Raw genomic sequence first — 21,558 nt, 5'->3', positions numbered from 1 at the left:
TATTTTCAGCTCCAACGGGTGTCATTCCCCACTGTTTTTTTAACCAGCTGCATAAACAGCCTTTGGGCCGAAGTCAGGTATTGTGGGTGCTGATTGTTTTGTAATAGTCCGATGGGGATATTCGGATCTGTTAGCTGGAGAGGAATGGTGACCAGGTCCTTCTGCAAAGGCATTGATGACAGAACCACTCCAACCGAAGGAAACGTATGTACAAATGAGGGTATAGACGAAATTTGACTGACGGTATAAAAAAAAGGCATCGACGGGAAGCGGGAAAGCTCCTTCTCCAGTCGTATATGGTACAAGCAGTTCTTACCTCCGACGATAAGCGGATACTCATACAGATCTTCGAGCTGAAGCTCATTTCTTGCCGCGAAGGGATGACTGCGGGACACGATAAAAGCAATTTGTTCTTGATACAGAGGTTCGAAATGTAGGGAAGGAATGGAGTGAGGTTCGCCGGAGATTGCAAAATCCAATGTACCGTCCAACAAAGCTTTGGAGAGTGCATCTGTGTTTCCCACTGTAAAATGGCATGTGATTTTCGGTTTATGCTCACGAAACTGTCGTAGAATCAAAGGCAGTGCGATAGTAGCTACCGTTTCAATTACACCGATATGGAGCGTACCAATCTCTTCTTTTTTCAGCGATTTCGCCTGGTCCGTTACAAAATTCCAATGCCGTATAAGTCCGTCAACCTCTTCGGCATACATTTTTCCAGAGGCGGTTAATTCCGCATCCCAGCCTCTTTTAAAAAGCTGAAATCCCAGCTCTTTCTCTAGCCTTTGGATTTGGTTCGTGACTGTAGATTGTGCGTAGTTTAATTTGGCGGCAGCTTTCGAGAAGGTTCCTTCTTCAATAATAGTACGAAACGTAGTTAACTCTTTCAGATCCATACAAACTCATCTCCATCGATAAAGTTGAATATATTTATGATTATTTTCAATTATACAGATGAAGATAAGAAGAGTACAATCATCTTATCCCAACGGATAGGAGAGAATGCATATGCCCTTTGTACGAGTAGGCTATATGGAGCAACAATACACAGAGCAGGACCTGTCTGGCATTAGCCGCTGCATCATGAATGCTTTGATTGAACATTTTCAGGTCCCGCCCAAGGATTATTTTCAGGTTTTTCATGCTCATAAGCAAAGCGAATTTTATTATAGTTCCGATTATTTGAATGTACCCAGAACAGACAAGCTGCTTTATATCCAAATTACGATGGGATCGGGTAGAACTACGGAACAAAAAAAGAGTTTTTACCAAAGGTTAGCCGCACTCATATCTATTGAATGTAAGACTAGACCAGAAGATGTATTTGTGACACTGGTAGAGACCGAATTAGAGGATTGGTCCTTTGGCAACGGACTTGCCCAGATGATTTTATGAAGCATAAATTAATCAGATCGAGTGTTCGGGAAACGATTGGTGATTTGGCACCCGCTTTTGTAAGCTATACGGAGGAAGTTCTTTTTGGAGATGTATGGAGAAGAAGTGAGCTATCTCTTAGGGAACGGAGTCTCATTACAGTTGCTACTCTGGTAGCGGGTGAGCATGTGAATCAACTTCCTTATCATCTGAACCTGGCCAAAGAGAACGGAATTTCGGAGGAAGAATTGATTGAGGTTATTACACAACTAGCCTTTTACGTAGGATGGCCGCGAGCAGCCTCAGCTGTTCAGGTAGCCAAAGATGTATTTTGCAAAGAAAAAGAACGTTAAGCATGAACTTAAATTACCGCTAAGCACAAGGATTTCGAGTGTTTGGCGGTTTTTTGGCATGATTGTATTGTTATTCTGCTTTGAAAGCGGTATAGTAAGAGTAATTGAATGAGGGGCATTGTGCCCTTCGGGATTGTTACTGGTAAGCAGGCGATACCCAAATAATGACTAATGGACTTAGTCGTTATTTGGTTTTTTTGTTATTCCAACTTTGTTATTACATCAATGAGGTGAGCAGATAGATGATCATCCGGCAAATATTTAACAACAATGTCATTCGGGCCGAAAATCAGGTAGGTCATGAGTTTGTTGTCATAGGGAACGGTCTGGGTTTTAAAAAGAAAAATGGACAAAGGGTCGATGAAGAAAAGATAGAAAAAACTTTTGTATTAAAGTCCGATAAAATTCCGCAAAAATTAATTGATCTCATTGGGGAAACCTCTGTAGAGTATTTAAAGGTGGCGGATGAAATTGTAGGCAGCGCCAAAAAAGAAATGGGAGATATTTTTAGTGATAATATCTATATTTCGTTGATTGACCATATCCAATTTGCCATCTCTCGATATAGAAAATCCGTGGGACTTAAAAATTCACTGTTATGGCAAATCAAAAAATTTTACAAAAAAGAATTTATGATCGGTATGAATGCATTGGACATCATTCATGCTCAATTTGGCATTCAAATGGATGAGCATGAAGCAAGCTTTATTGCCATGCATTTTGTTAATGCAAGACAAGACGGACAGGGAATGAAACAAACAGTTGAGATTACAGAGGTCATTGATGATATTTTCAATATTGTAACCGATTACTATCAGATTACCCTAGATGAAACCTCATTTAATTATTCGCGATTTATTACACATTTGCAGTACTTTGCCCAACGCTTGCTGAGCAATGAACAAGAGCAATTAGCATCAGGGGATAACTTCTTGTATGACCAAGTCAAAGAGAAATACGAGAGGGCTTTTCAATGCACCCAATTAATTAATCAATACTTGGAATTGAAGCATGAAAGTGCGATGTCGATTGACGAGAAAGTGTATTTGACGATTCATATACAGCGTGTAACCTCCAGAAATGATTTGGCTGATGCTTAGAAAAAAAAGCTTGCAAACGATTTCGGAGTGTTTTATAGTAGGCTCACAACTTAAATTTAAGGATTGTTACTGATAAGCAGGCGATACCTAAATGAATGGCAGTGATCATTTTCTATGATCATGCAGGCCTTTCGTTTAGGTATTTTTTTGTTTTCAGGCAATCTGCCCAAGAGGAGAATGAACATGGACCATAAGAAAATGGGCGAGGATATCGTACGTCTCGTTGGTGGAGAAGAAAATATCAATGGGCTAGTCCATTGTGCTACACGGCTCCGATTTGACCTGAAGGATTCACGAAAAGCCGAGAGAGAAGCGCTTGAGAAGCACGAGGGAGTCATTACTGTTGTTGAAAGCGGAGGACAATTTCAAGTCGTGATTGGCAGCCATGTTGCCTATGTATATACAGAGATTATGAAAAACAGAGATTTTGGATCAGACAGCTCAGCGACTAACGAATCCGGCGGAAAGAAGACATCGGTCATATCCACAATCTTTGAAGTCATTTCCGGCAGCTTCTCCCCGTTGATTCCGGCGATGGCAGGCTCGGGGATGCTGAAAGCTCTCTTGACGGTTTTGACCTTGCTGGGCTGGATGTCTGCAACAAGTGATACCTATCTGATCCTGTCTGCTGCCGGGAATGCTGTATTTTACTTCTTGCCGATTTTACTGGGAATTACGCTCGGTATAAAGCTGAAAGCGAATCCTTATGTAGCTGGTGTGATCGGTGCAGCTCTACTAGAACCCAACTTTACGGGACTGATGGACAAAGGCTCAGATGTATCGTTTTTGGGAATACCGGTGGTCATGATGAACTACTCAGCGAGTGTTTTTCCGATATTCATATCTATCAGCATCTATGCGTTGGTAGACAAGTTTTTGAAGAAGATCATTCTTAAAGATTTGCAGCTGTTTTTAGTTCCGATGTTGGCTTTAATGATTATGGTTCCTTTATCTGCAATAGCATTCGGACCGTTTGGTACAACAGTAGGAGATTGGATTTCTTCGGGTGTGACATGGTTAATCGGTGTAAGCGGCATTTTGTCAGGGATTGTGCTTGGCGGTTTTATGACCTTTATGGTCGTCTTCGGACTTCACTGGGGCTTTACCCCGATCACGATTCAAAATATTGGTGTTGGCGGTGATCCGATTGAGGCTATGGCGGCTGCGGCTGTATTTGCTCAAATTGGTGTCGCATTCGGTATCTTCCTGAAGGCGAAAAAAGATAAAACACTTAGAACCCTTGCGGGTTCCACGAGTATTACAGGTTTGCTGGCGGGTGTAACAGAGCCGATTGTGTATGGTCTGGTGCTTCGCTTTAAACGAGTCATTCCAATTGTCATTATCGCAGGGGCTATAGGCGGTGCCATCAATGGACATTTTGGAGTGAAAATGACGGCTTATGTGTTTCACAACATTTTTGCGATTCCAGTCTATACGCCGACCTTGGTTTACGTGATTGCCATTGCATGCTCGTTCGCGGTAGCCACGGTGCTGACTCTTATTTTTGGGTATGAAAGCAAAGTGAAGGGGGAGACGGCAGCAACCGTTGAGACCACTAAGACGGAAGAACCTCTACTAGCTGTTACAGCAACTAAGGCTGTTGACATCAAGAAAGAAACGATATACAGCCCGATCACAGGCAAGACTACACCACTGAGCCAAGTGAATGATTCGGCATTTTCTACAGGGGCAATGGGAAAAGGCTTAGCCATTGAACCATCTGTCGGTGAGGTCGTAGCGCCTATTGATGGAGTTGTAACCTCGCTGTTCCCTACAGGACATGCCATCGGCTTGACTTCCAAGGCGGGTACGGAGATATTAATTCATATCGGAATTAACACCGTCGCGCTGAAAGGAAAGCATTTTAATCCGGTCGTTCAAGAGGGAGATATCGTAAAACAAGGGGACTTGTTAATCCAATTTGACAGAGAGCAGATTATAGAAGCAGGGTACGAAATCGTAACGCCTGTCATCGTCACACTGACGAAACATAAAGTGGACGTATTTGAGACCAATCAGGAGCAGATTCAGAAAAATGAAGTATTGCTAACTTTGGTGGTGTAATACAGGAAAGCTCATCCTCACGTACATGAATTGCGAAATCAGAAGGATATAACGATAACTGGAGGGACTATAGCATGAAACATAATCAATTGAAGGCATTTCCTGAAAACTTCTTCTGGGGAGGTTCTACTTCCGCCTATCAAGTAGAGGGTGCATGGGACGAAGATGGAAAAGGACCCTCTGTCATTGACATGGCTAACCACGTCGAAGGAGTCACTGATTTTAAGGTAACCAGTGATCATTACCATATGTTCAAAGAGGACGTAGCTCTGATGGCTGAAATGGGCTTTAAGGCGTATCGCTTCTCGATCGCTTGGACACGCATCTATCCACAAGGCGCGGGTGAAGTCAATCCGAAGGGAATTGCATTTTACAGCTCATTGATTGACGAATTAATTAAATATGGTATTGAACCCATTGTTACTATGTATCATTTTGATCTGCCCTATGCGCTTGAACAACAAGGCGGATGGTCCAAAAGGGAAACGATTGATGCCTTCGAGCAGTATGCCAAAACGTTGTTTGAGAACTTTGGGGACAGAGTCAAATACTGGCTAACCATTAACGAACAAAACATGCTGATTCTCCATCCTGGTTCTATTGGTACATTGGATACAAGTCTGGAAAATCCACAAAAGGTACTGTATCAACAAAATCATCATATGTTAGTTGCGCAGGCGAAGGCAATGGTATTGTGCCATGACATGCTACCTAATGCGAAAATTGGACCAGCACCGAATATTGGGGTCATTTATCCAGCTAGTTCCAAACCGGAAGATACGCTGGCAGCTGACAACTATGCAGCTATTCGCAACTGGCTCTACCTGGATATGGCTGTATTTGGCCGCTACAACCACATTGCCTGGAGCTATTTGGTCGAGAAGGGCTATGAGCCTGTTATTGAAGAAGGGGATATGGATATATTAGCGAAAGGAAATCCAGATTTTATCGCCTTTAACTACTATACCTCTCAAACCGTAGGGGAAAGTTTGGATGATGGAAATGATTTTTCACATACAGGCGATCAGCATGAAATTGTGGGTGAACCCGGAGCATACCGGGGCTCTGTGAACCCCAACCTGCAAAAGACAGAGTTTGGCTGGGAGATTGATCCGGTCGGTTTTAGAAGTACATTACGTCAAATATATTCTCGCTACCACTTGCCCTTAATCGTGACAGAGAACGGCTTGGGCGCTTTTGACAAGCTGGAAGAAGGGGATGTAGTAAACGATCCTTATCGTATTGACTTCTTCAACAAGCATATCGAGCAGATTCAATTGGCTATTACAGACGGCGTAGACGTATTCGGCTTCTGTCCGTGGTCTGCGATTGATCTTGTGAGTACCCACCAGGGCTCCAGTAAGCGTTACGGATTCATCTATGTGGATCGTGAGGAATTTGATCTCAAAGATCTGCGCCGCATTCGTAAACAAAGCTTCTATTGGTATCAAAAGCTGATCGCTACAAACGGTGAAGTCCGTTAATTAATACAACCGTGCAAAAGCACCTCCTTGAAATGGATGTTACCATTTTGAGGAGGTGTTTCTATTATCCCTTTGCCCAGAAGCGTGATTATGTATTATATAATAGAAGAAACACAAACGGAAAGGACATCATGCATTGACCTTACAACAATTAAAATATGTCATCGAGGTTACCAATCGTGGCTCCATGAATGAGGCGGCGAAGCGGTTGTTCATTTCCCAGCCCAGTCTGTCGAACGCGATTCGCGATCTGGAGGAAGAAATTCATATCACCATTTTTGAACGTACCAATAAAGGCATTTCTTTGTCCAAAGAAGGCGTGGAATTCCTCGGTTATGCACGTCAGGTTGTTGAGCAGGCGGAGTTGCTGGAAAATCGCTATCTGGATGCCAAGCCTTCACCACAGCATTTTGCTGTGTCCACGCAGCATTATGCTTTTGCAGTAAATGCATTCGTAAATCTGGTGAATCAATATGGACAGGATGAATATGAACTGGCTTTGCGGGAGACCAAAACCCATGAAATCATACAGGATGTCAAAAGCCTGCGCAGTGAGATCGGAATCCTGTATCTGAACGAATTTAACGCCAAGGTCATCAACAAGCTGCTAAAAGATGCAAATCTGCAATTCAACAGCCTGTTTACGGCCAAGCCGCACATCTTTATCAGTGCCAATAATCCGCTATCCCGGCAGTCTAGCGTGACCATTGACCAGCTTCATCCTTATCCATACCTGTCCTTTGAGCAAGGGGAGTACAATTCCTTTCACTTCTCCGAGGAAATTCTGAGTACGTTGTCGCATCCCAAAAGCATTCATGTTAATGACCGGGCGACCCTTTTTAATCTGCTTATTGGCTTGAACGGCTATACCATTTCTACTGGGGTAATTAGTGCGGATCTGAACGGTAACGAGATAATTTCCGTCCCTCTGGAGTGTGATGAGTCTATTAATGTAGGATGGATTTGCCATAAAAACGTCGCGCTCTCCAAGCTGGCTACTGTCTATGTAGAAGCGTTGCATGAGGCGATAGGGGAATAAAAAAGTTTGATATAGCCTTAGGCTATAACTAGCTATAGTTTATTGGAGTTACCTTATAGCTGAAAATGTATGTTATCTTTCTTACAACAACTTCACTACTGAAGCGAAAAAGGAGATAACCCTAATGAGCAGCATCCTTGACAATGCATCCCAACGTAAAGTGACCCCTTTCAGACATGACATGGTCGGAAGCTTTTTGCGCCCGCAAGCGATCAAAGACGCCAGAACTCAATTTCAAAATAATGAAATCTCTGCGGACGAGCTGAGAAAGATTGAAGATGAAGAAATTATCAAGCTGGTCGAAAAGCAAAAATCCGTAGGACTTCAAGCTGTGACGGATGGTGAATTCAGACGGTCCTGGTGGCATCTTGATTTTATGTGGGGACTGAACGGCGTGGAAAAGGTACAGCTTGCAAACGGCTACCAATTCCAAGGTGTGGAAACAAGAGCGGAAACCGCACGCTTGTCCGGTAAAATCGGACATTCTCATCATCCTTTCATTGAAGATTTCAAATTCCTGAAACAAGTGGCAGGAGAGGATGCCATTGCTCGTCAAACGATTCCGGCACCTGCGCAGTTCCTGGCTGAGCTGCTGCGCGGAGAAAATAAAGAAACAACCGATACGTATTACAGCAATCTAGATGAACTGGTGACAGACATTGCCAAAGCCTACAAATCTGTGATCCAAGCGCTGTATAATGAAGGCTGCCGCAGCCTGCAACTGGATGATTGCACATGGGGCATGCTCTGTGATAAAAACTATTGGCAAGCTAGACAGCATGCGGGTGAAAATGTGGAAGATACCAAAAAGCTATTCGCTCGCGTGAATCAGGAAACCGTGAAGGGGCTTCCAGCCGATTTGGTCGTTACAACCCACGTATGCCGTGGTAACTACCACTCCACCTGGGCATCTTCTGGCGGCTATGAGCCTGTAGCCGAAACTCTGTTTGGCATCGACAACATCGACGGCTACTACCTCGAATTCGATACCGACCGTGCAGGTGATTTCACCCCGCTTAAGCATCTGAAAGATGAAAAACAGGTCGTATTGGGCCTCGTTTCCTCCAAAACAGGTGAGCTGGAAGACAAGCAGACGGTTATTAACCGCATTAAGGAAGCGACTCAATTCGTGGACATCAACCACATCTGCCTCAGCCCACAATGCGGCTTTGCTTCGACAGAAGAAGGTAATATTCTGACCGAAGAGCAACAGTGGAAAAAGCTTGCTTTCATTAAAGAGATTGCGGATGAGATTTGGAAGTAAGGAGTTAGGGGAATTGAATTGGAAAGAATCGTAAATACAAAAACACGCCACTTGAGGGCGTGTTTTTGTATTATAAATCTAATAACTGCTCTTTAAATACGTACTATTCATCAACATTGCAAACATCTTAATCACCATCAGTATAGAGGTGTTAGAACTATTGTTGGAGATTGAGCAGCAATCAAAAAATAAGAATGTGCAGATTGGACTCATTCAAGTTCTAAGCACGACGAGGTACTGACTAAAAAACCATAAGCTAACCCTATGATATTAAAAAAGATAAAAAAGTAAATATAAGTAATTTTAAAACGTATGGTGTCAAAACAAACATTGGAACAGTATGAGCTCATCTAAATGTTTGACAATGGAACTATTGTTGAGCAAGGGACATTTAAAGAACTGTTGAAAAAAAAGGAAAACATTTCTTTACTAAGTATGCAGGAACAGGAGAGGCAGAGATGATAGGAAAATTCAAAGATTTTAAGTATGGCTCATAGTGAAAGTAATCCCTGAAAATATGATTTTTGGGTAACGTCATTACATCCGTTTCTCCGGGAGTGCGTGGTAATAATATATCGAGATGAGAAAGCATTGATATACGAGAATTTATGAGCAACTTGAATATATTCCTGCATTCAAAAAGCCTTTAGGGTGGAGTGCAGGAACATTATAGGTTTCATGCCAATCATGAATTATTTGATTTCGGTCTAAAGCTTTTGTGAATGAATTCTTGAGTAATTAATCCGTATTTCTAGCTCGGTGCGTTCGATGATGCTAAGATGAGTGAAACTCATTTCTTTATTGATTCTCAGCATATGTCGCACTTTATACGTTAATCCGTCAATTACATAGATAGATATTCTTCCATATACTCCAGAAAACGTTCGATATCCTGATAGGTAATTGCCCCTATATTAGCCACCCTGAAAGAAGCAGTTTGACCGATTTTGCCAGGATAAATTGTAAAACCATTGTCGTATAAATAGTCGTGCATAGCACCAAATTCGTATTTTCTAGACGTCGGCTCCTTAATAGAGGTAATAATTCTAGAATGATGCTCTATTGGTACCAAATACTGAAGCTGAAGGCGATCCAGACCTTTAATCAGGGCCTGCCACGACTCTGTATAGCGTTTATAACGCTGTTCAATACCCTCATTTTGCGTCTCAATAATTGCCTGTTCTAACGCATAAAACGTTTGAACTGGCGGGGTAAAACGCAGTTGACGGGTACGCTGAAAATACTCATGCTGCTTATACAAATCCAGATAATACGATTTTGGACTATACTCTTTAATTTCCTGGATTTTCTCTTTATGTGCAATAACAAAGCTAACCCCCGCCATCCCCTGCAGGTTTTTATTTGAACTGGATATAAGAAAAGAAACCTTACTTGCTTTCATATTAATCGGTATAGCCCCATACGAACTCATCGCGTCGACAATCAGATCTACTTCATGCAGAGCACACAACTTTCCAATAGCATCAATATCGTTTAAAATACCGCTAGTCGTTTCATTGTGAACCACCGCTACATGAGTAAGCTTATTTTTATTCCTTATAATCGCTGTTTCAATAGCATCCAGGGATAACGGTAGCACAGCCGAACTCTCCAAAACTTCGTGATCAACATGATAAACTTCTGCAATTTCAGCCATTCGCTCTCCATAAGCCCCATTACTGAGAATTAGCAATTTGCCTTCCCCGATCACTGAGCTAATAACCGACTCTACTGCAGCCGTGCCCGACCCTGAAAATAGAACAGTATCATACTCACTCTTTGGTGCGACAAATACAGTAAGCTGTCCAGCTATCCATTCCATCAGGTCTCCAAATTCCTGTTCTCTCGGACAAATATCCGGCACAATTTGCGCCAGCTTTACAGTATCTGTTGTTGTTGCAGGCCCGGGATTGAGTAGAATGTTTCTTTTGATGGGCAACGATAAATGTGCTGCTGGCTGCTTCAGTTTCGGATAGATCACTTCTTTAGCATGCTGTAAATGTTCTTCTGTATCAATTTCACACCAAATAAACTTTTCGATTTTTTTGACGGCAAGGGGCTTTTCCTTACCTACTTCAACTAACGTTTGTTCATAATCCCATTTCAAGTGATTATGAAGTTCAGCCTCTACCAGTCGACACATTCGCTGATATGTATCCAAAGACAGCTTGGATATCCCTACCAGTTCAGCATCCACTCGCCCTAAAAGTTCAATCTGCTTAGACATCGCAATGAGGTGACCTTCTTCATCTATCTCTATATACACTTCATCATTGGAGTGAGTAGCACCGCTTGATAGAATTACATCACTGCGCATGTCCGCCAGCAGATTTTTCAAACCTGCTATGTCGTAGAGCAGATCAGATTCTAATAGTAGAAAGTCCCCATGTACAAAATTCCGTATATTATACAAAGTGTACATACTTCCACTGTCTCTATAGCGATCGTTATACACACAATGCACTTCAGGATACTTCCCTGCTAATCGTTCATACTCCTGCGCTAAATAACCCGTTCCGATCCAAATATGCTCAATACCACTCTTTCTCAATTGAAGGATAGAGCGCTCTATAATGGGCAAAGCATCGATCTCTAGAAAACCTTTTGGCTTGTGTGCCGTATGTTCTTTTAATCGGCTACCCAATCCGGCTGCCAGGATAACTGCCGTATTTACCATTTTTCAATCACCACATTATACCTGAATTTGTTGTTGCCATAACTTTTGATTTGCTGATTTGAAATATTGATTGTAAACCTTTTGCCTTTAAGTGCTTTCTCGGCAAAGTTTCGATCATAAAATAGATGTTCCAAACCGGCATATTTCTTCTCATATTCACCCAATGATAGCGATCCTTTTCGAATTCTTAACGCTTCCTCTGCGAACTGGATATCATTCAAATCAAGTAGAACTAGCAATCTATTTGTTTTCTCCCACATGAGCCGAAGTACTTCTTCCGCATATTCTAAAGATGGGAAATATTGAAAAACGCTATTAGCCAATACAATATCAAATCGACGTGTAGGGTCTACTTGAGTAGCTTCCAGTATACTAAAATCCATCTCCGGCATAACAAAACTTGCAATTTCAATGAGGGAAGGAGAATAATCAATCCCACTTACTTGGTGTCCATTCTTATAGAATGGATACAAAAAGGCACCGCTACCGCAGCCTACTTCAAATAATGATTCATCTGGCTGTATATTCATAAGGCTAGCCGCATGCCTCACATAAGTAGACCAAGCTTCCTCGCTGATCTTTCCTGCTCCGGAATTAAAACCGTCAGTATCAATTAAAAACTGCAAGTCGGGATCTTCATTCGGAAGATGCCGAGTACGTGACCAAATATCTTTCCAATTATCCATTGATGAACTTCACCAATCTCTCTTTGACTTCATGAGGTTTAACATTGGGACGGCTAAGATCATCTTTCGCTCCTCCTAAGATCGGCATATACAAAAAAGTGAGTTCGGGTTGTGACTTCCATGCTTCTACAAATTCAATAAGTTGATCCGTATCCTCTACACACTTCACTTTTTTATAACCACAACCCGCTGCTAAAGCTGGAAAATCGATATTTGCTGAAACGGTCTCTTGTCCACCAGTCGAATCATGACACTGGTTGTCCAGAAGCAAATGGAGAAGATTACCTGGACCATAACGCCCGTTAGTAGCTAGATTGCCCATTCTCATGATTAAAGCACCATCACCATCAATAGCAATTACGTTCAAATCAGATCTGCTCAAGGCAAGTCCAAGCCCCAACGAACTTACACACCCCATGGAACCGACCATATACAGATTTTGCTTGGAGTCTTCAACTTCGTACAATTCCCTTCCAGTATATCCAGTGGTGGCCAGATATACTGTTTTGGGATCATTACAGCTTTTCAAGGCTTCTAACGCTTGATATCTGGATGCCCGCTTTTCAGGGTGATTTTTAATGCTTCCCTGCACCACCAAATCATTGTGTCGGAACGTTGCTACATCAGATACTTGAAGAATCTCTTTACTGAAGGTTCCCTTCCTAACTACGAAAAAGAAGGGCTGATTTTTTGATATCCAACGATCAGCTTCAAGCAATTGTTTGCTAGCTTCTTCAAAATCCTTCGAAAGATAGCTCCACTTCACCTGCATCAAATCTAAAAGCTGTGTAGTTATCTGTCCCATAAGTTCATGCTGAGGTTCGTCAGCAACACCTACTTCACCGCGCAAACTGACAAATCCTAAAACTGGCAACTTGAAAGTATAATTTAAGGAGGTTAGTGGTGAAACGGCATTTGTAAGACCCGAATTCTGCATCAAAACAACAGACTTACGCCCCCCCACATAGGCTCCACTAGCTATTGCTACTGCATCTCCTTCATTAGCAGCCCCTACATAATCACACTCATTAATTGAATAGTTAATCAGATCCTTCAAAAAAGAGCACGGTACACCGGTAAAAAAGTCGTACCCCAATGATTTCATCTCTTTCCCAAACAACTTTGTATCTATCACAGCATTTCACCTGCTTTTTGAAGATCGACAATTGTGTCCACATCTAACCAATCTCCTTTAATAAATTTCACTGCAACAGAATGTATCTTAACTAGTTCATTAAATAGATCAGTTAGAGTAAGAGTATGAAATTTGTTTTCTTTGGATAAGCGTTTCAGCACTGTTTTTACTATATCTGCTCCATGTGCGGATACCTTCCACAGCCCGATAAACTCACCATTAAATTGTTGTTTAACACTGGATTTACTTACACTTACTAGCTTAACGGCGCTAGAGTACAGATTTTTGGAATAAGGCTTTTCAGTCACAACAAGATCTTGATTGTTTTCAGAAACTTCAGCATCCGCATCGACCACAATTGTAATATCGTTTGTATCGTTAAGAAGATCATTAAGTATGTAATTTTTATAAATAATATCTCCATAGCTAATTACCGTAGTATCATTACCAATCTTATCTTTGGCCAGATAAAGAGAGTACAGTTCTTGAGTTGAAGCAAATTGGTCATTGTCAATAGTCGAAATATTATTCAGCTTCACGTTCTCTTTCGCAAATCCGCGTACGACTGAAATATCCTTTATACCAACCTTGTTCAGATCATCCACTTGCATGCTCAGGATCGGCTTCCCGCTAACTTTCAACAGTGTTTTAGGGATTTCTCTTGTGAGTTCTCCCAAGTTTCCTTGACTCGCCGCAAGAATGAGCGCATTCACCTTTTTTCCAGATGTAGGTAGGTACTTTTTCTCTGCTTCTTTCAGCTCATCCGCACCCTGTAACTTAAAAATTTCAGATACTGTTGTAATTTTACCTTCTACATTGATCAAAGATTGATCTTTGTAGATCTGTCGCACTGTCTGTTGCATAGAATGTATAGCTGATCGTAAGGTATGATTCGCCCAAATAACCATATTGATTCCAAGTTCCCTGAACCGATCGGAAGGTGTAGAATAATATTTAGTAGGCACAATCACAACTGGATGGCGATTCCCCCACTCTCGCATGAAAGCTTCGATATCAGAACTGTCAGCTTTTTTACTATGAACCAGGATGGCGTCCGCTCCCGCCAATCTGTATGCTTCCGCTCGGCGTAAAGCCTCATCCAGTCCCCACCCGGCAATAAAGGATTCCAAACGCGCTACTACGCAGAAATCATCGTCACTTTGCGTTTCTTTAGCTGCTTGTATCTTACCGCAAAATTCATCCATATCCGCAAGGGGTTGTGTTTCTCCAGAGATGAAAGAATTTGTCTTAGGAAACAATTTATCCTCAATACATACACCAGCCACACCACGTTGTTCAAGCTTTCTGACCAATCTTCTCATATTGTTGAAGTTACCGTAACCCGTATCGCCATCTAGCAGTATAGGCAGACTCGTCGCATCGTTCATAAATTCCATAACATCAAGGACTTGTGTCCAAGATGCTTCGTTATTATCACGAACACCTAAAGAAGCTGAAATCGTCAGTCCACTTCCCCAAATTCCTTTAAACCCTGCTTCCTCCACAATTTTCGCTGATATACCGTTATGAGCCTCCATAATAAAATCAAGTGTGGAACTTGTAATCATCTGTTTAAGCAACTGTGTTTTTTTCATTATTAACTTTCGTCCTTTTACTTATTATAAGTTAGTATATAAATCTGTTAATTAAATATTATATGTTTACGAATATGTTCCCATACGACTTCCTCATAATGATCAGCTTTATCCGGGAACACATCAGTCTCATCGCTACCAGTTTCTTTATTGATCAATTGAATCTTATAATCATTTAAATCTACCAGACCATCATTCTGAAGAGGGTGTCCATTTTCAAACCTGAAAATATGAGTTTCATCCGTGATTGCAGCTTTATAAGTTTGATTCGGATGTATAGCCTCCGTGAAAGCAAACTTACGAGATTCCTTCCCTCCTAAACATGCAGGAAGGTGACCATCAATATCTTTAGGAGCAGACAGGTCACTGTAGTGAAGTAGCGTTGGCAGCATATCAATTAGTTCCATAAGTTCGTCTGATTCTCCTACTGGGACATCCCCCCCCCTAATCATAAACGGAACTTTGCGTCTACTCTCATGAAGGAGAAACGGTTCATCTTCTAAGAAAGATTGACCATGATCAGAATGAAACAGAACTAGGATCTCTTCATTCTGATAATGCTGATCAAAATAGGTATAAAGAATGTTCAAGTAAAAATCGATTCGTTTAATTTCTAAAATATACTTTTCATGTTTGTTAATATCATAGGGAGTCAGAACGGTAGTGCTACCCTTTTTATTTATCCTAACGCGTTTACTGATATCAATTTGTGCTTGTGTCATGAGATTGCAATCTATCTCGTCTGGAACGTGATGTACATCCGCTAAAGATATCCACATAAAGTTATTTCTTTCCTTAAACGTCTCCAAATGTTCTATTGATTCTGTAATCACCTGTTTGCAATCCATCCCGCCCATAAAATTTTGATACAGAATACGATCAAAACCTTTATGATATCCGTGTGCAGGTGTTACCCTCCAATCTCCTCCGATTTGTGCAGTAAAATATTCAGCCTCTTTAAAATGCTCCTGCATCATTTTATTATTTTCGGCAAATGCATAATTAAAATCAGGGTGGAATAAGCCATGATTGGTTGTATATTTCCCTGTAAACATGCTAGCAACACTCGGAAAGGTCCATTCACTTGTTGCATAGCAATTTGTAGAAGTAAAGCCTTTTTGAAAAAAAGCATGTGTATTGGGCATAATTGATTTAAAATCATGCTTTTGTATAAAATCAAATGAAAGCCCGTCAACAAAAATATTGAATATTAGTCGCTTTTTCTTGGATATTTCTTGCAGCGGGATAGGTGTTCCTATAAATATCGGTTTATTCATTGTTATATTTAACAAGCCTTTTTCATTAAAACGCAAATAATGATATTGATTATATGGAAGATCTTCATTTGAAAATGAGTAATTTCTCCCGTTCAAGTTAAAGTTAAGTACCGTCTCATTCTCAAGTGTAGATACTGGTAGTAATGTTTGACTGCCTGTTAAAGATATTTGTTTTTCAGACTTGTGTATACGCCCCTTTAAAGTTTCTGTCATATGATAGGGACTAGTATTTTCATCAATATCAGTATTATTATACGATCTATATAAATTGGTCATATATTCATCTGAAGTTCCTACTGCCTGCGACTGACGAATGGAGCTTTGCTTATTATGGTCCAATGGAAATAAACGATAGTCTATTTCTCCTAGAAATCTATTGCCTTCCTCAATAAGTTGTAACAATTTATTCTGGTCACTTTGATAAATTTCCCTTAATACAAGATTTATCTGAGTAATATACGTTTTAGCTAATTCCTGTTTTTCTCCGGTACTAGCATATTTTAGTGCACTAACATATCTATGAAAACTGCCAGTAAAAAAACTCTTCATTTCATAAACAATACCAAGATTTAGGTTGATATCAAAATTAAATGGATATAGCTTAATTCCTTCTTCTAAAACTTTTGCAGCTTGCTCATAATCGCCTATTTGGAAAAAGTAGTTACTCTTAATTGAGATTAGATTTGCATCCTCAGTAATGTCATTATATTTGTTGATATATTCCTCCAATAATGGAATATTATTACTTTCAAAAGAAACTTTGATACTATGATATAAATTATTTAATTGCTCTATGCGTTGCTGAATCGGCTTTCTTCTCATTTAAAATCCCCCTATAGTTCTGTCTGTGATGTTAAAAGTTCTAAAGTGTAAGAAGTCATTGATTTAACGTCAGACCGGTACTCACCAGAGTGGAATGCTTGCCGATATGAAAATCATGGCGAAGCAACCCCTGTAAGATGGCTTGTTTAAACCTAAGAATAACATACAAATGCCTGAATGGGTTATTTCCCAATGGGTAATTTTCCATTGTTCAGCAAGATGTGGTAATAAAGATTTGCCCAAAATACATAGATTGGTTAGCTCATGAGGAAGAGATTTGCTGCACTTATTACATACTGACACCAACCCGGGATTGGATGTTATTGTATTTATAGGCACCACTCAATTTCTTTCATCCCAGCTAGAAACCCCGCTCCTTCAAAAGATGAAGCAGAAGGATGTGAGCAGGCTGCTGCGCAGAACCGACGACATTCTTCGCCAGTTGTCATCCCGAGTCATGACCAATCCATCCGAAACGTATCAGTCCATTTTCTAAGAGGTCCCTCCATGAGCAAAGAAACTTGCCGATTCGCCCTGTCGTTATCCGCTTTTCTACATACAATAAGAGTAAGCTTTAACGCAAGGAGGGATTTAGACATGGGTCAAGTAGGTTACGGTGGAGCATGGACATCCACAGGTGCGATTTTGGTATTGTTCATTTTGCTGGTGATTATCACCAAATCCTTTCTGATCTAACAGCAGGTTAGCATCGCTCAAATTCGTAAAGCGGCCCTCTTTCACGACAGCGTGAGGGAGGGCTTTTTAATGCAGAATGGATGGTGGCTCTAGTATGTTGTCTAGCTCTACAAGCATTGTTATACTTTACATACAGGGATAATTTACCTCAAATCTATAGTAATTACGGATAGCGGGAGACGTGAGAATACGGAGATTCGCTGACCATGATCGGGAGGATCGCATGACGAACATGACAAGCAGTCCATTTCAATTTACGACAGATACGGCGACTCTCTGCCTATTTGATACGCAAGCTTTGAAGCATCGCTTGAACGATGAGCCGGATTGGTGGTCCATTGAAGCGGACGAGCTGGGGGAGTTGAATGCGGGAAATGCTGCTTTTTTGAATCTGGGAGCGGACGGGACGTATGAGGTTGTGATAACAGATCATATTGAGCAGCCCACGGTGCGACTGTTTTTGAAGGTTCCCTCAGGGAACATATTTATTGGCGCAGGAGAGGAAGCCACAGGTGGTGAGTTGGAACCTGATTGTGTATGGGGAGGGTCATTCCTGTCTGTGCAACCTGGACTTTATGAATGCTTGGCCAGCAGAGAAAATAACCGTATTTACCTTTCTTTTAAAAAAGGGAGCGAAGGCAGCAACAGCTTTACCAGCCTGATTCGATTGTAGATTGTAGGATCAAACTGTAACGGATCAGGCAAACCGCTCGAACACAGGGAATCTATAATAACCGTGACTGGGAAAATGAAAAAGGCTATCCCCACGGCTTGCATATCCGTGAGAACAGCCCTTTACCTGTCTATTGATATTTTACAATAATGGCGTTGCTGATTTGACGGCCAGGTGTGGTGAGATACGAGCCGTTGTAATACAGTCCGCTGGAAGCACCGCCATCCAGATTCATGGCCTGATAAGCACCAGCCTGCTTCATCATCTGGGCGAGCTGCGGAATAGTCGCTCCGCTTGTGGTCAGAAGGATCAGCTTATGGTCCCTCGTAATTCCAAGTGCGCTGCGGGCGCCGCCGCCTGTTAATATTTTAGGGTCCTTGAAGCCTTCGGCTTTGACATTCAGGGAAACCTGACCGTTCGTGACCAGACGAGGTCCAGCTTGAAGGGCGCCTTCGACGCGACCTTGGGCTAACCGTTGTTCAAAGGCAGAGCCCGACATGAGCTCGGCTAAGTGGTTAGCATCGTAGGTGAAGACAGTACGTTGATCGCCGGAGCTTTTTTTCAACATCTTGCCATGACTGACCAGATAGCCGTAAGGCGTTTTGTAGGAGCTTTTAGTGTAGGCGTCAAAGAATGCGCCATTAATGGCTACAACTGCTTGATTGCGTTTGGCGAGACTGCTTAAGTCCTCCACTTTACCAAGGGTATTGCCCGCCAGTGCTACGTCCAAACTCACCTTGGGATGGAGCATGGAGATGGTGACCACCTTAGCAGAGAAGGTACGAGATCCAACCTTGAAGCCCTTATGGGCTGTCGTGATCGGGGGAGTATTTCCGGGTAGTTTGCCGGTAAGTACCGGAAGCGTAACAGACGTTGTACCTTGCGTAATACGCACAGCTGAGGTTTCTTTTTGCCATAAGACTTGCAGGTTTAGATGTTGGCTGATGAACTGTAAGGGTACATAGGTAGTGCCGTTATCGGTAAAAGGTGCATTTTGCATACGAACTGTTTGGTCATTTACTTTAGCAGCAGCTTGTCCCGTAAATAATGTAAGCCGGGTATTGCCTTGCGCAATTTCTATTTTTTTGTCTGCTGGGTTCAGGTTGAGTGTGATCCCTTCATAGCTGTTTAGGAGGCGAAGCGGGATGAAGGAGTGGTTACTCTGATCCACATAAACCAGCATAGGTGCTGGTGCAGCAGCGTAGATCGGGGTTACAAGTAAGAGCATAGACAGAATAATAAGTGCGGTGATTCTTTTCATGAATAGATCAATCTCCTTATGTAGTCTTAACTATTGACAAGGTGCTTGTACTTATATCGGGTTTTATGAGTTATAAATGTATGTTACGCGAATTTTGAGTGTTTGGATGATACAAAAACGGGGTGGCTGGAGATGAGCAGGTATGAGACAAGACTTGAGGATTACCGTCGCAGGGAGCGCCCTTCTTATTGTGTATTTGAAGGATTGCAGGAATTGGTGTGCAGCGTGGGGCAACTTCATAATAACTGGTTATATGTGAATGTGGATCAATGGGATCAGGACCCTGTTCAAACACCGATTTATTATTTGGATGAGCATTGGCTGGAGGAATGTGCAGAGGACGGTACAGCCGCAACCAACGAACAGGACGAGTATATTCCCCTATGGATATCAGATCGTCAGGTTCAAACTTGGTTTGAACTGGCCACCTTTGAAAGTATTGTAGAAGTTCTTAAGGCTGCTAGACAGCCAGTGACGATTCAGATGGTGATTGTGGCGGTCAAATATTACGAACAGCACGATGCCTACCTGGATTATGAGGAGGTAAAAGCAGTGACAGACCTGTGGTCTGTGTTGACGAAGGTGAGAAACCACCTAACAGAATGAATAAAGCCTGTAGAACAAACCGGGGATACATAGACGACTGGGATGGGGGAGCAGAATGAGCTGGTTGAATCATGAATTGGCAGCACAGTGGCGACAGGAAGGCAAAAGGTATGCCGCAGATGTGAACGAATTTGTCAGAATCGGTATGGAAAGCCAGTGGCAGCAGGAGCAACCAGAGCCAAAGCAGGACGAACGCTCTAAGCTGGCCAAAGATATTTTTCGTATGATTCAGGAAGCGAATCAGGCAGGGGAAACAGAGCAGTTACGTCGGGAAATTCCGGCTGCATCCTGGCCGCTTACACCAGCGTTTGAAGAGGCCTTGCAAGCCGTTAGACCGATGGCATTTATGAATGGAAGCAATGAGGTTATTCTGCATGCAGGCAGTCCTCGGGAACGCGGAAAGATCTATGTGACGGGGAAAGATGGAATCAGGCAAATCCCTGGACTGCATCGTGTAGGTTGTTCGCCGGACGGGAGTTATTTTGCGCTGGTGGACGGACAAGGGATTCGGATTATTCGTCACCCGGACCAGAACCTGGAAGGCGAAGAGACAGCGCATTTTCAATGGACGGATATACGTGTCCGCTTAAAAGCATCTATTCCTGACTTGGAATGCTTGGCGGATGAGGAACACCCTGAGGATATATTAGATGAAGTGATTCCGTTTAGCGATGGGCAGCGCCTGTTGCTGGTTTGCGGTTACGGTGTTTATTTGCTGGCTGGTGATCAGGTGGATTTGATCCATCCCAAGGCGTCTGAACGAAGAGAATTGGGGCTGGAAGACACGATTGTGGATATGGCGCATGGAGCTGTGTCGAAGGATGGACGCTGGATCGCTTATGGAAGCCAGATGAGTGAGCATTTGCTCATGGACTTAACGGATAAGACGGTGCATACATGGGAGCCAGGCTCCAGCTATCCGCATTATGCTCTATTTTCCAAAGATGATCTGGATGTCTGGTACAATGCCTGTCATTTCTACAACGGTGCCACCATTCAGGTGCCGATTGCCGAAGTGGAGCAGGGACTTGCTCTGAATACGGAAGAATGGCCGATAATAAATGAAGAAATGCGAGTATATGCTGCAGTAGCGCTTACGCAAGGAGCTATTGTAGGTGATGCCTACGGATATCTCCGTCTTATGGATAGAGAGGGACGTGAACTTTGGCGCTATTTTGTCGGAAGTACGATATCTGGACTGGCAGTTACATCTGATGAAGGCATGTTGGCGGTTGGAACGTATGGCGGTATGCTTCATTTGATTGATATGCTGAATGGGGCAAAGGATGAATATACCACTGGCACTGCTCCAATTCACGAGACAGAGCGTTGGTTGCTCTGGCGTAACTATGAGCCATTGCGCTGGTAATACTAATATTCCGCAAATGGTGAAAAAAGCAAGTTCTGATAAGCTGAACATAAAAAGAGCAGTGGCATATGATTGTAATGCTA

Annotated in this window: 19 protein-coding genes; 12 read left to right on the top strand and 7 right to left on the bottom strand. The window is 42.2% G+C overall.

Features of this window, described 5'->3' with window-relative positions:
* Window positions 1-5: 5 nt before the first annotated feature.
* Window positions 6-896: a LysR family transcriptional regulator gene (locus G7035_RS26420; protein ID WP_019686860.1), complete on the bottom strand. Its 891-nt coding sequence runs from the start codon at window positions 894-896 to the stop codon at window positions 6-8.
* Between the two features lie 112 nt (window positions 897-1,008).
* On the opposite strand from G7035_RS26420, the gene G7035_RS26415 reads away from it, so the two are divergent.
* The 7 genes from G7035_RS26415 to G7035_RS26385 all read left to right on the top strand — a co-directional run bounded on the left by G7035_RS26415 (window position 1,009) and on the right by G7035_RS26385 (window position 8,678).
* Entirely contained in the window at window positions 1,009-1,395 is a 387-nt protein-coding gene (locus tag G7035_RS26415; protein WP_019686861.1) for a tautomerase family protein, read from the top strand.
* Complete coding sequence (locus tag G7035_RS26410; protein WP_019686862.1) at window positions 1,392-1,727, top strand: carboxymuconolactone decarboxylase family protein; 336 nt, start codon at window positions 1,392-1,394, stop codon at window positions 1,725-1,727. Before G7035_RS26415 ends, G7035_RS26410 begins: the two co-directional genes overlap by 4 nt.
* A gap of 242 nt (window positions 1,728-1,969) precedes the next feature.
* Complete coding sequence (gene licT, locus G7035_RS26405; RefSeq protein ID WP_019686863.1) at window positions 1,970-2,827, top strand: BglG family transcription antiterminator LicT; 858 nt, start codon at window positions 1,970-1,972, stop codon at window positions 2,825-2,827.
* A 183-nt stretch (window positions 2,828-3,010) separates the two neighbouring features.
* Window positions 3,011-4,891 (top strand): beta-glucoside-specific PTS transporter subunit IIABC, encoded by a 1,881-nt coding sequence (locus G7035_RS26400; RefSeq protein ID WP_019686864.1) that lies wholly within the window; start codon window positions 3,011-3,013, stop codon window positions 4,889-4,891.
* A 74-nt stretch (window positions 4,892-4,965) separates the two neighbouring features.
* Window positions 4,966-6,375 carry a glycoside hydrolase family 1 protein gene (locus tag G7035_RS26395; RefSeq protein WP_019686865.1) on the top strand — a complete coding sequence of 470 codons (1,410 nt, stop codon included), beginning with the start codon at window positions 4,966-4,968 and terminating at the stop codon, window positions 6,373-6,375.
* A 136-nt stretch (window positions 6,376-6,511) separates the two neighbouring features.
* A complete protein-coding gene (locus tag G7035_RS26390; protein WP_016819664.1) occupies window positions 6,512-7,414 on the top strand; it encodes a LysR family transcriptional regulator in 903 nt (300 codons plus the stop codon).
* A 124-nt stretch (window positions 7,415-7,538) separates the two neighbouring features.
* Window positions 7,539-8,678 carry a 5-methyltetrahydropteroyltriglutamate--homocysteine S-methyltransferase gene (locus G7035_RS26385; RefSeq protein WP_019686866.1) on the top strand — a complete coding sequence of 380 codons (1,140 nt, stop codon included), beginning with the start codon at window positions 7,539-7,541 and terminating at the stop codon, window positions 8,676-8,678.
* Between the two features lie 844 nt (window positions 8,679-9,522).
* Here G7035_RS26385 and G7035_RS26380 read toward each other — a convergent pair.
* Genes G7035_RS26380 through G7035_RS26360 form a run of 5 tightly spaced genes read right to left on the bottom strand, consistent with a single transcriptional unit; the run spans window position 9,523 to window position 16,870 of the window.
* Window positions 9,523-11,355, bottom strand: coding sequence for a 2-aminoethylphosphonate aminotransferase (locus G7035_RS26380; RefSeq protein ID WP_019686868.1), 1,833 nt, complete (start codon window positions 11,353-11,355; stop codon window positions 9,523-9,525).
* A complete protein-coding gene (locus tag G7035_RS26375; RefSeq protein ID WP_019686869.1) occupies window positions 11,349-12,041 on the bottom strand; it encodes a class I SAM-dependent methyltransferase in 693 nt (230 codons plus the stop codon). Before G7035_RS26375 ends, G7035_RS26380 begins: the two co-directional genes overlap by 7 nt.
* Window positions 12,034-13,146, bottom strand: coding sequence for a phosphonopyruvate decarboxylase (gene aepY / locus G7035_RS26370; protein ID WP_172494060.1), 1,113 nt, complete (start codon window positions 13,144-13,146; stop codon window positions 12,034-12,036). The genes G7035_RS26375 and aepY overlap by 8 nt, the downstream gene beginning before the upstream one ends.
* Before the next feature lie 26 nt (window positions 13,147-13,172).
* Window positions 13,173-14,771, bottom strand: a complete 1,599-nt coding sequence (gene aepX / locus G7035_RS26365) for a phosphoenolpyruvate mutase (protein ID WP_019686871.1) — start codon at window positions 14,769-14,771, stop codon at window positions 13,173-13,175.
* A 47-nt stretch (window positions 14,772-14,818) separates the two neighbouring features.
* Window positions 14,819-16,870, bottom strand: coding sequence for a sulfatase-like hydrolase/transferase (locus G7035_RS26360; RefSeq protein ID WP_019686872.1), 2,052 nt, complete (start codon window positions 16,868-16,870; stop codon window positions 14,819-14,821).
* A 277-nt stretch (window positions 16,871-17,147) separates the two neighbouring features.
* On the opposite strand from G7035_RS26360, the gene G7035_RS26355 reads away from it, so the two are divergent.
* The 3 genes from G7035_RS26355 to G7035_RS26350 all read left to right on the top strand — a co-directional run bounded on the left by G7035_RS26355 (window position 17,148) and on the right by G7035_RS26350 (window position 18,239).
* A complete protein-coding gene (locus G7035_RS26355; RefSeq protein ID WP_019686873.1) occupies window positions 17,148-17,366 on the top strand; it encodes a hypothetical protein in 219 nt (72 codons plus the stop codon).
* A gap of 101 nt (window positions 17,367-17,467) precedes the next feature.
* Window positions 17,468-17,566, top strand: coding sequence for a hypothetical protein (locus G7035_RS27605; protein ID WP_019686874.1), 99 nt, complete (start codon window positions 17,468-17,470; stop codon window positions 17,564-17,566).
* Window positions 17,567-17,789: 223 nt separating this feature from the next.
* Window positions 17,790-18,239 (top strand): DUF6386 family protein, encoded by a 450-nt coding sequence (locus G7035_RS26350; RefSeq protein ID WP_019686875.1) that lies wholly within the window; start codon window positions 17,790-17,792, stop codon window positions 18,237-18,239.
* A gap of 130 nt (window positions 18,240-18,369) precedes the next feature.
* Here the strand turns inward: G7035_RS26350 and G7035_RS26345 are convergent, their stop codons facing one another.
* The gene (locus tag G7035_RS26345; protein ID WP_019686876.1) at window positions 18,370-19,500 is read right to left on the bottom strand and encodes a phosphodiester glycosidase family protein; all 1,131 of its coding nucleotides are present in this window, start codon (window positions 19,498-19,500) and stop codon (window positions 18,370-18,372) included.
* A gap of 132 nt (window positions 19,501-19,632) precedes the next feature.
* On the opposite strand from G7035_RS26345, the gene G7035_RS26340 reads away from it, so the two are divergent.
* Window positions 19,633-20,106, top strand: coding sequence for a DUF7716 domain-containing protein (locus G7035_RS26340; RefSeq protein ID WP_019686877.1), 474 nt, complete (start codon window positions 19,633-19,635; stop codon window positions 20,104-20,106).
* Window positions 20,107-20,161: 55 nt separating this feature from the next.
* Complete coding sequence (locus tag G7035_RS26335; RefSeq protein WP_019686878.1) at window positions 20,162-21,475, top strand: PQQ-binding-like beta-propeller repeat protein; 1,314 nt, start codon at window positions 20,162-20,164, stop codon at window positions 21,473-21,475.
* Window positions 21,476-21,558: the final 83 nt, after the last annotated feature.

Origin of the sequence: Paenibacillus polymyxa (genome assembly GCF_015710975.1) — a bacterium.
In the GTDB taxonomy this organism is placed as follows: domain Bacteria; phylum Bacillota; class Bacilli; order Paenibacillales; family Paenibacillaceae; genus Paenibacillus; species Paenibacillus polymyxa.
The sequence above is the reverse complement of the archived record's forward strand: the minus strand, read 5'-3'. Positions and strand labels throughout refer to the sequence as shown.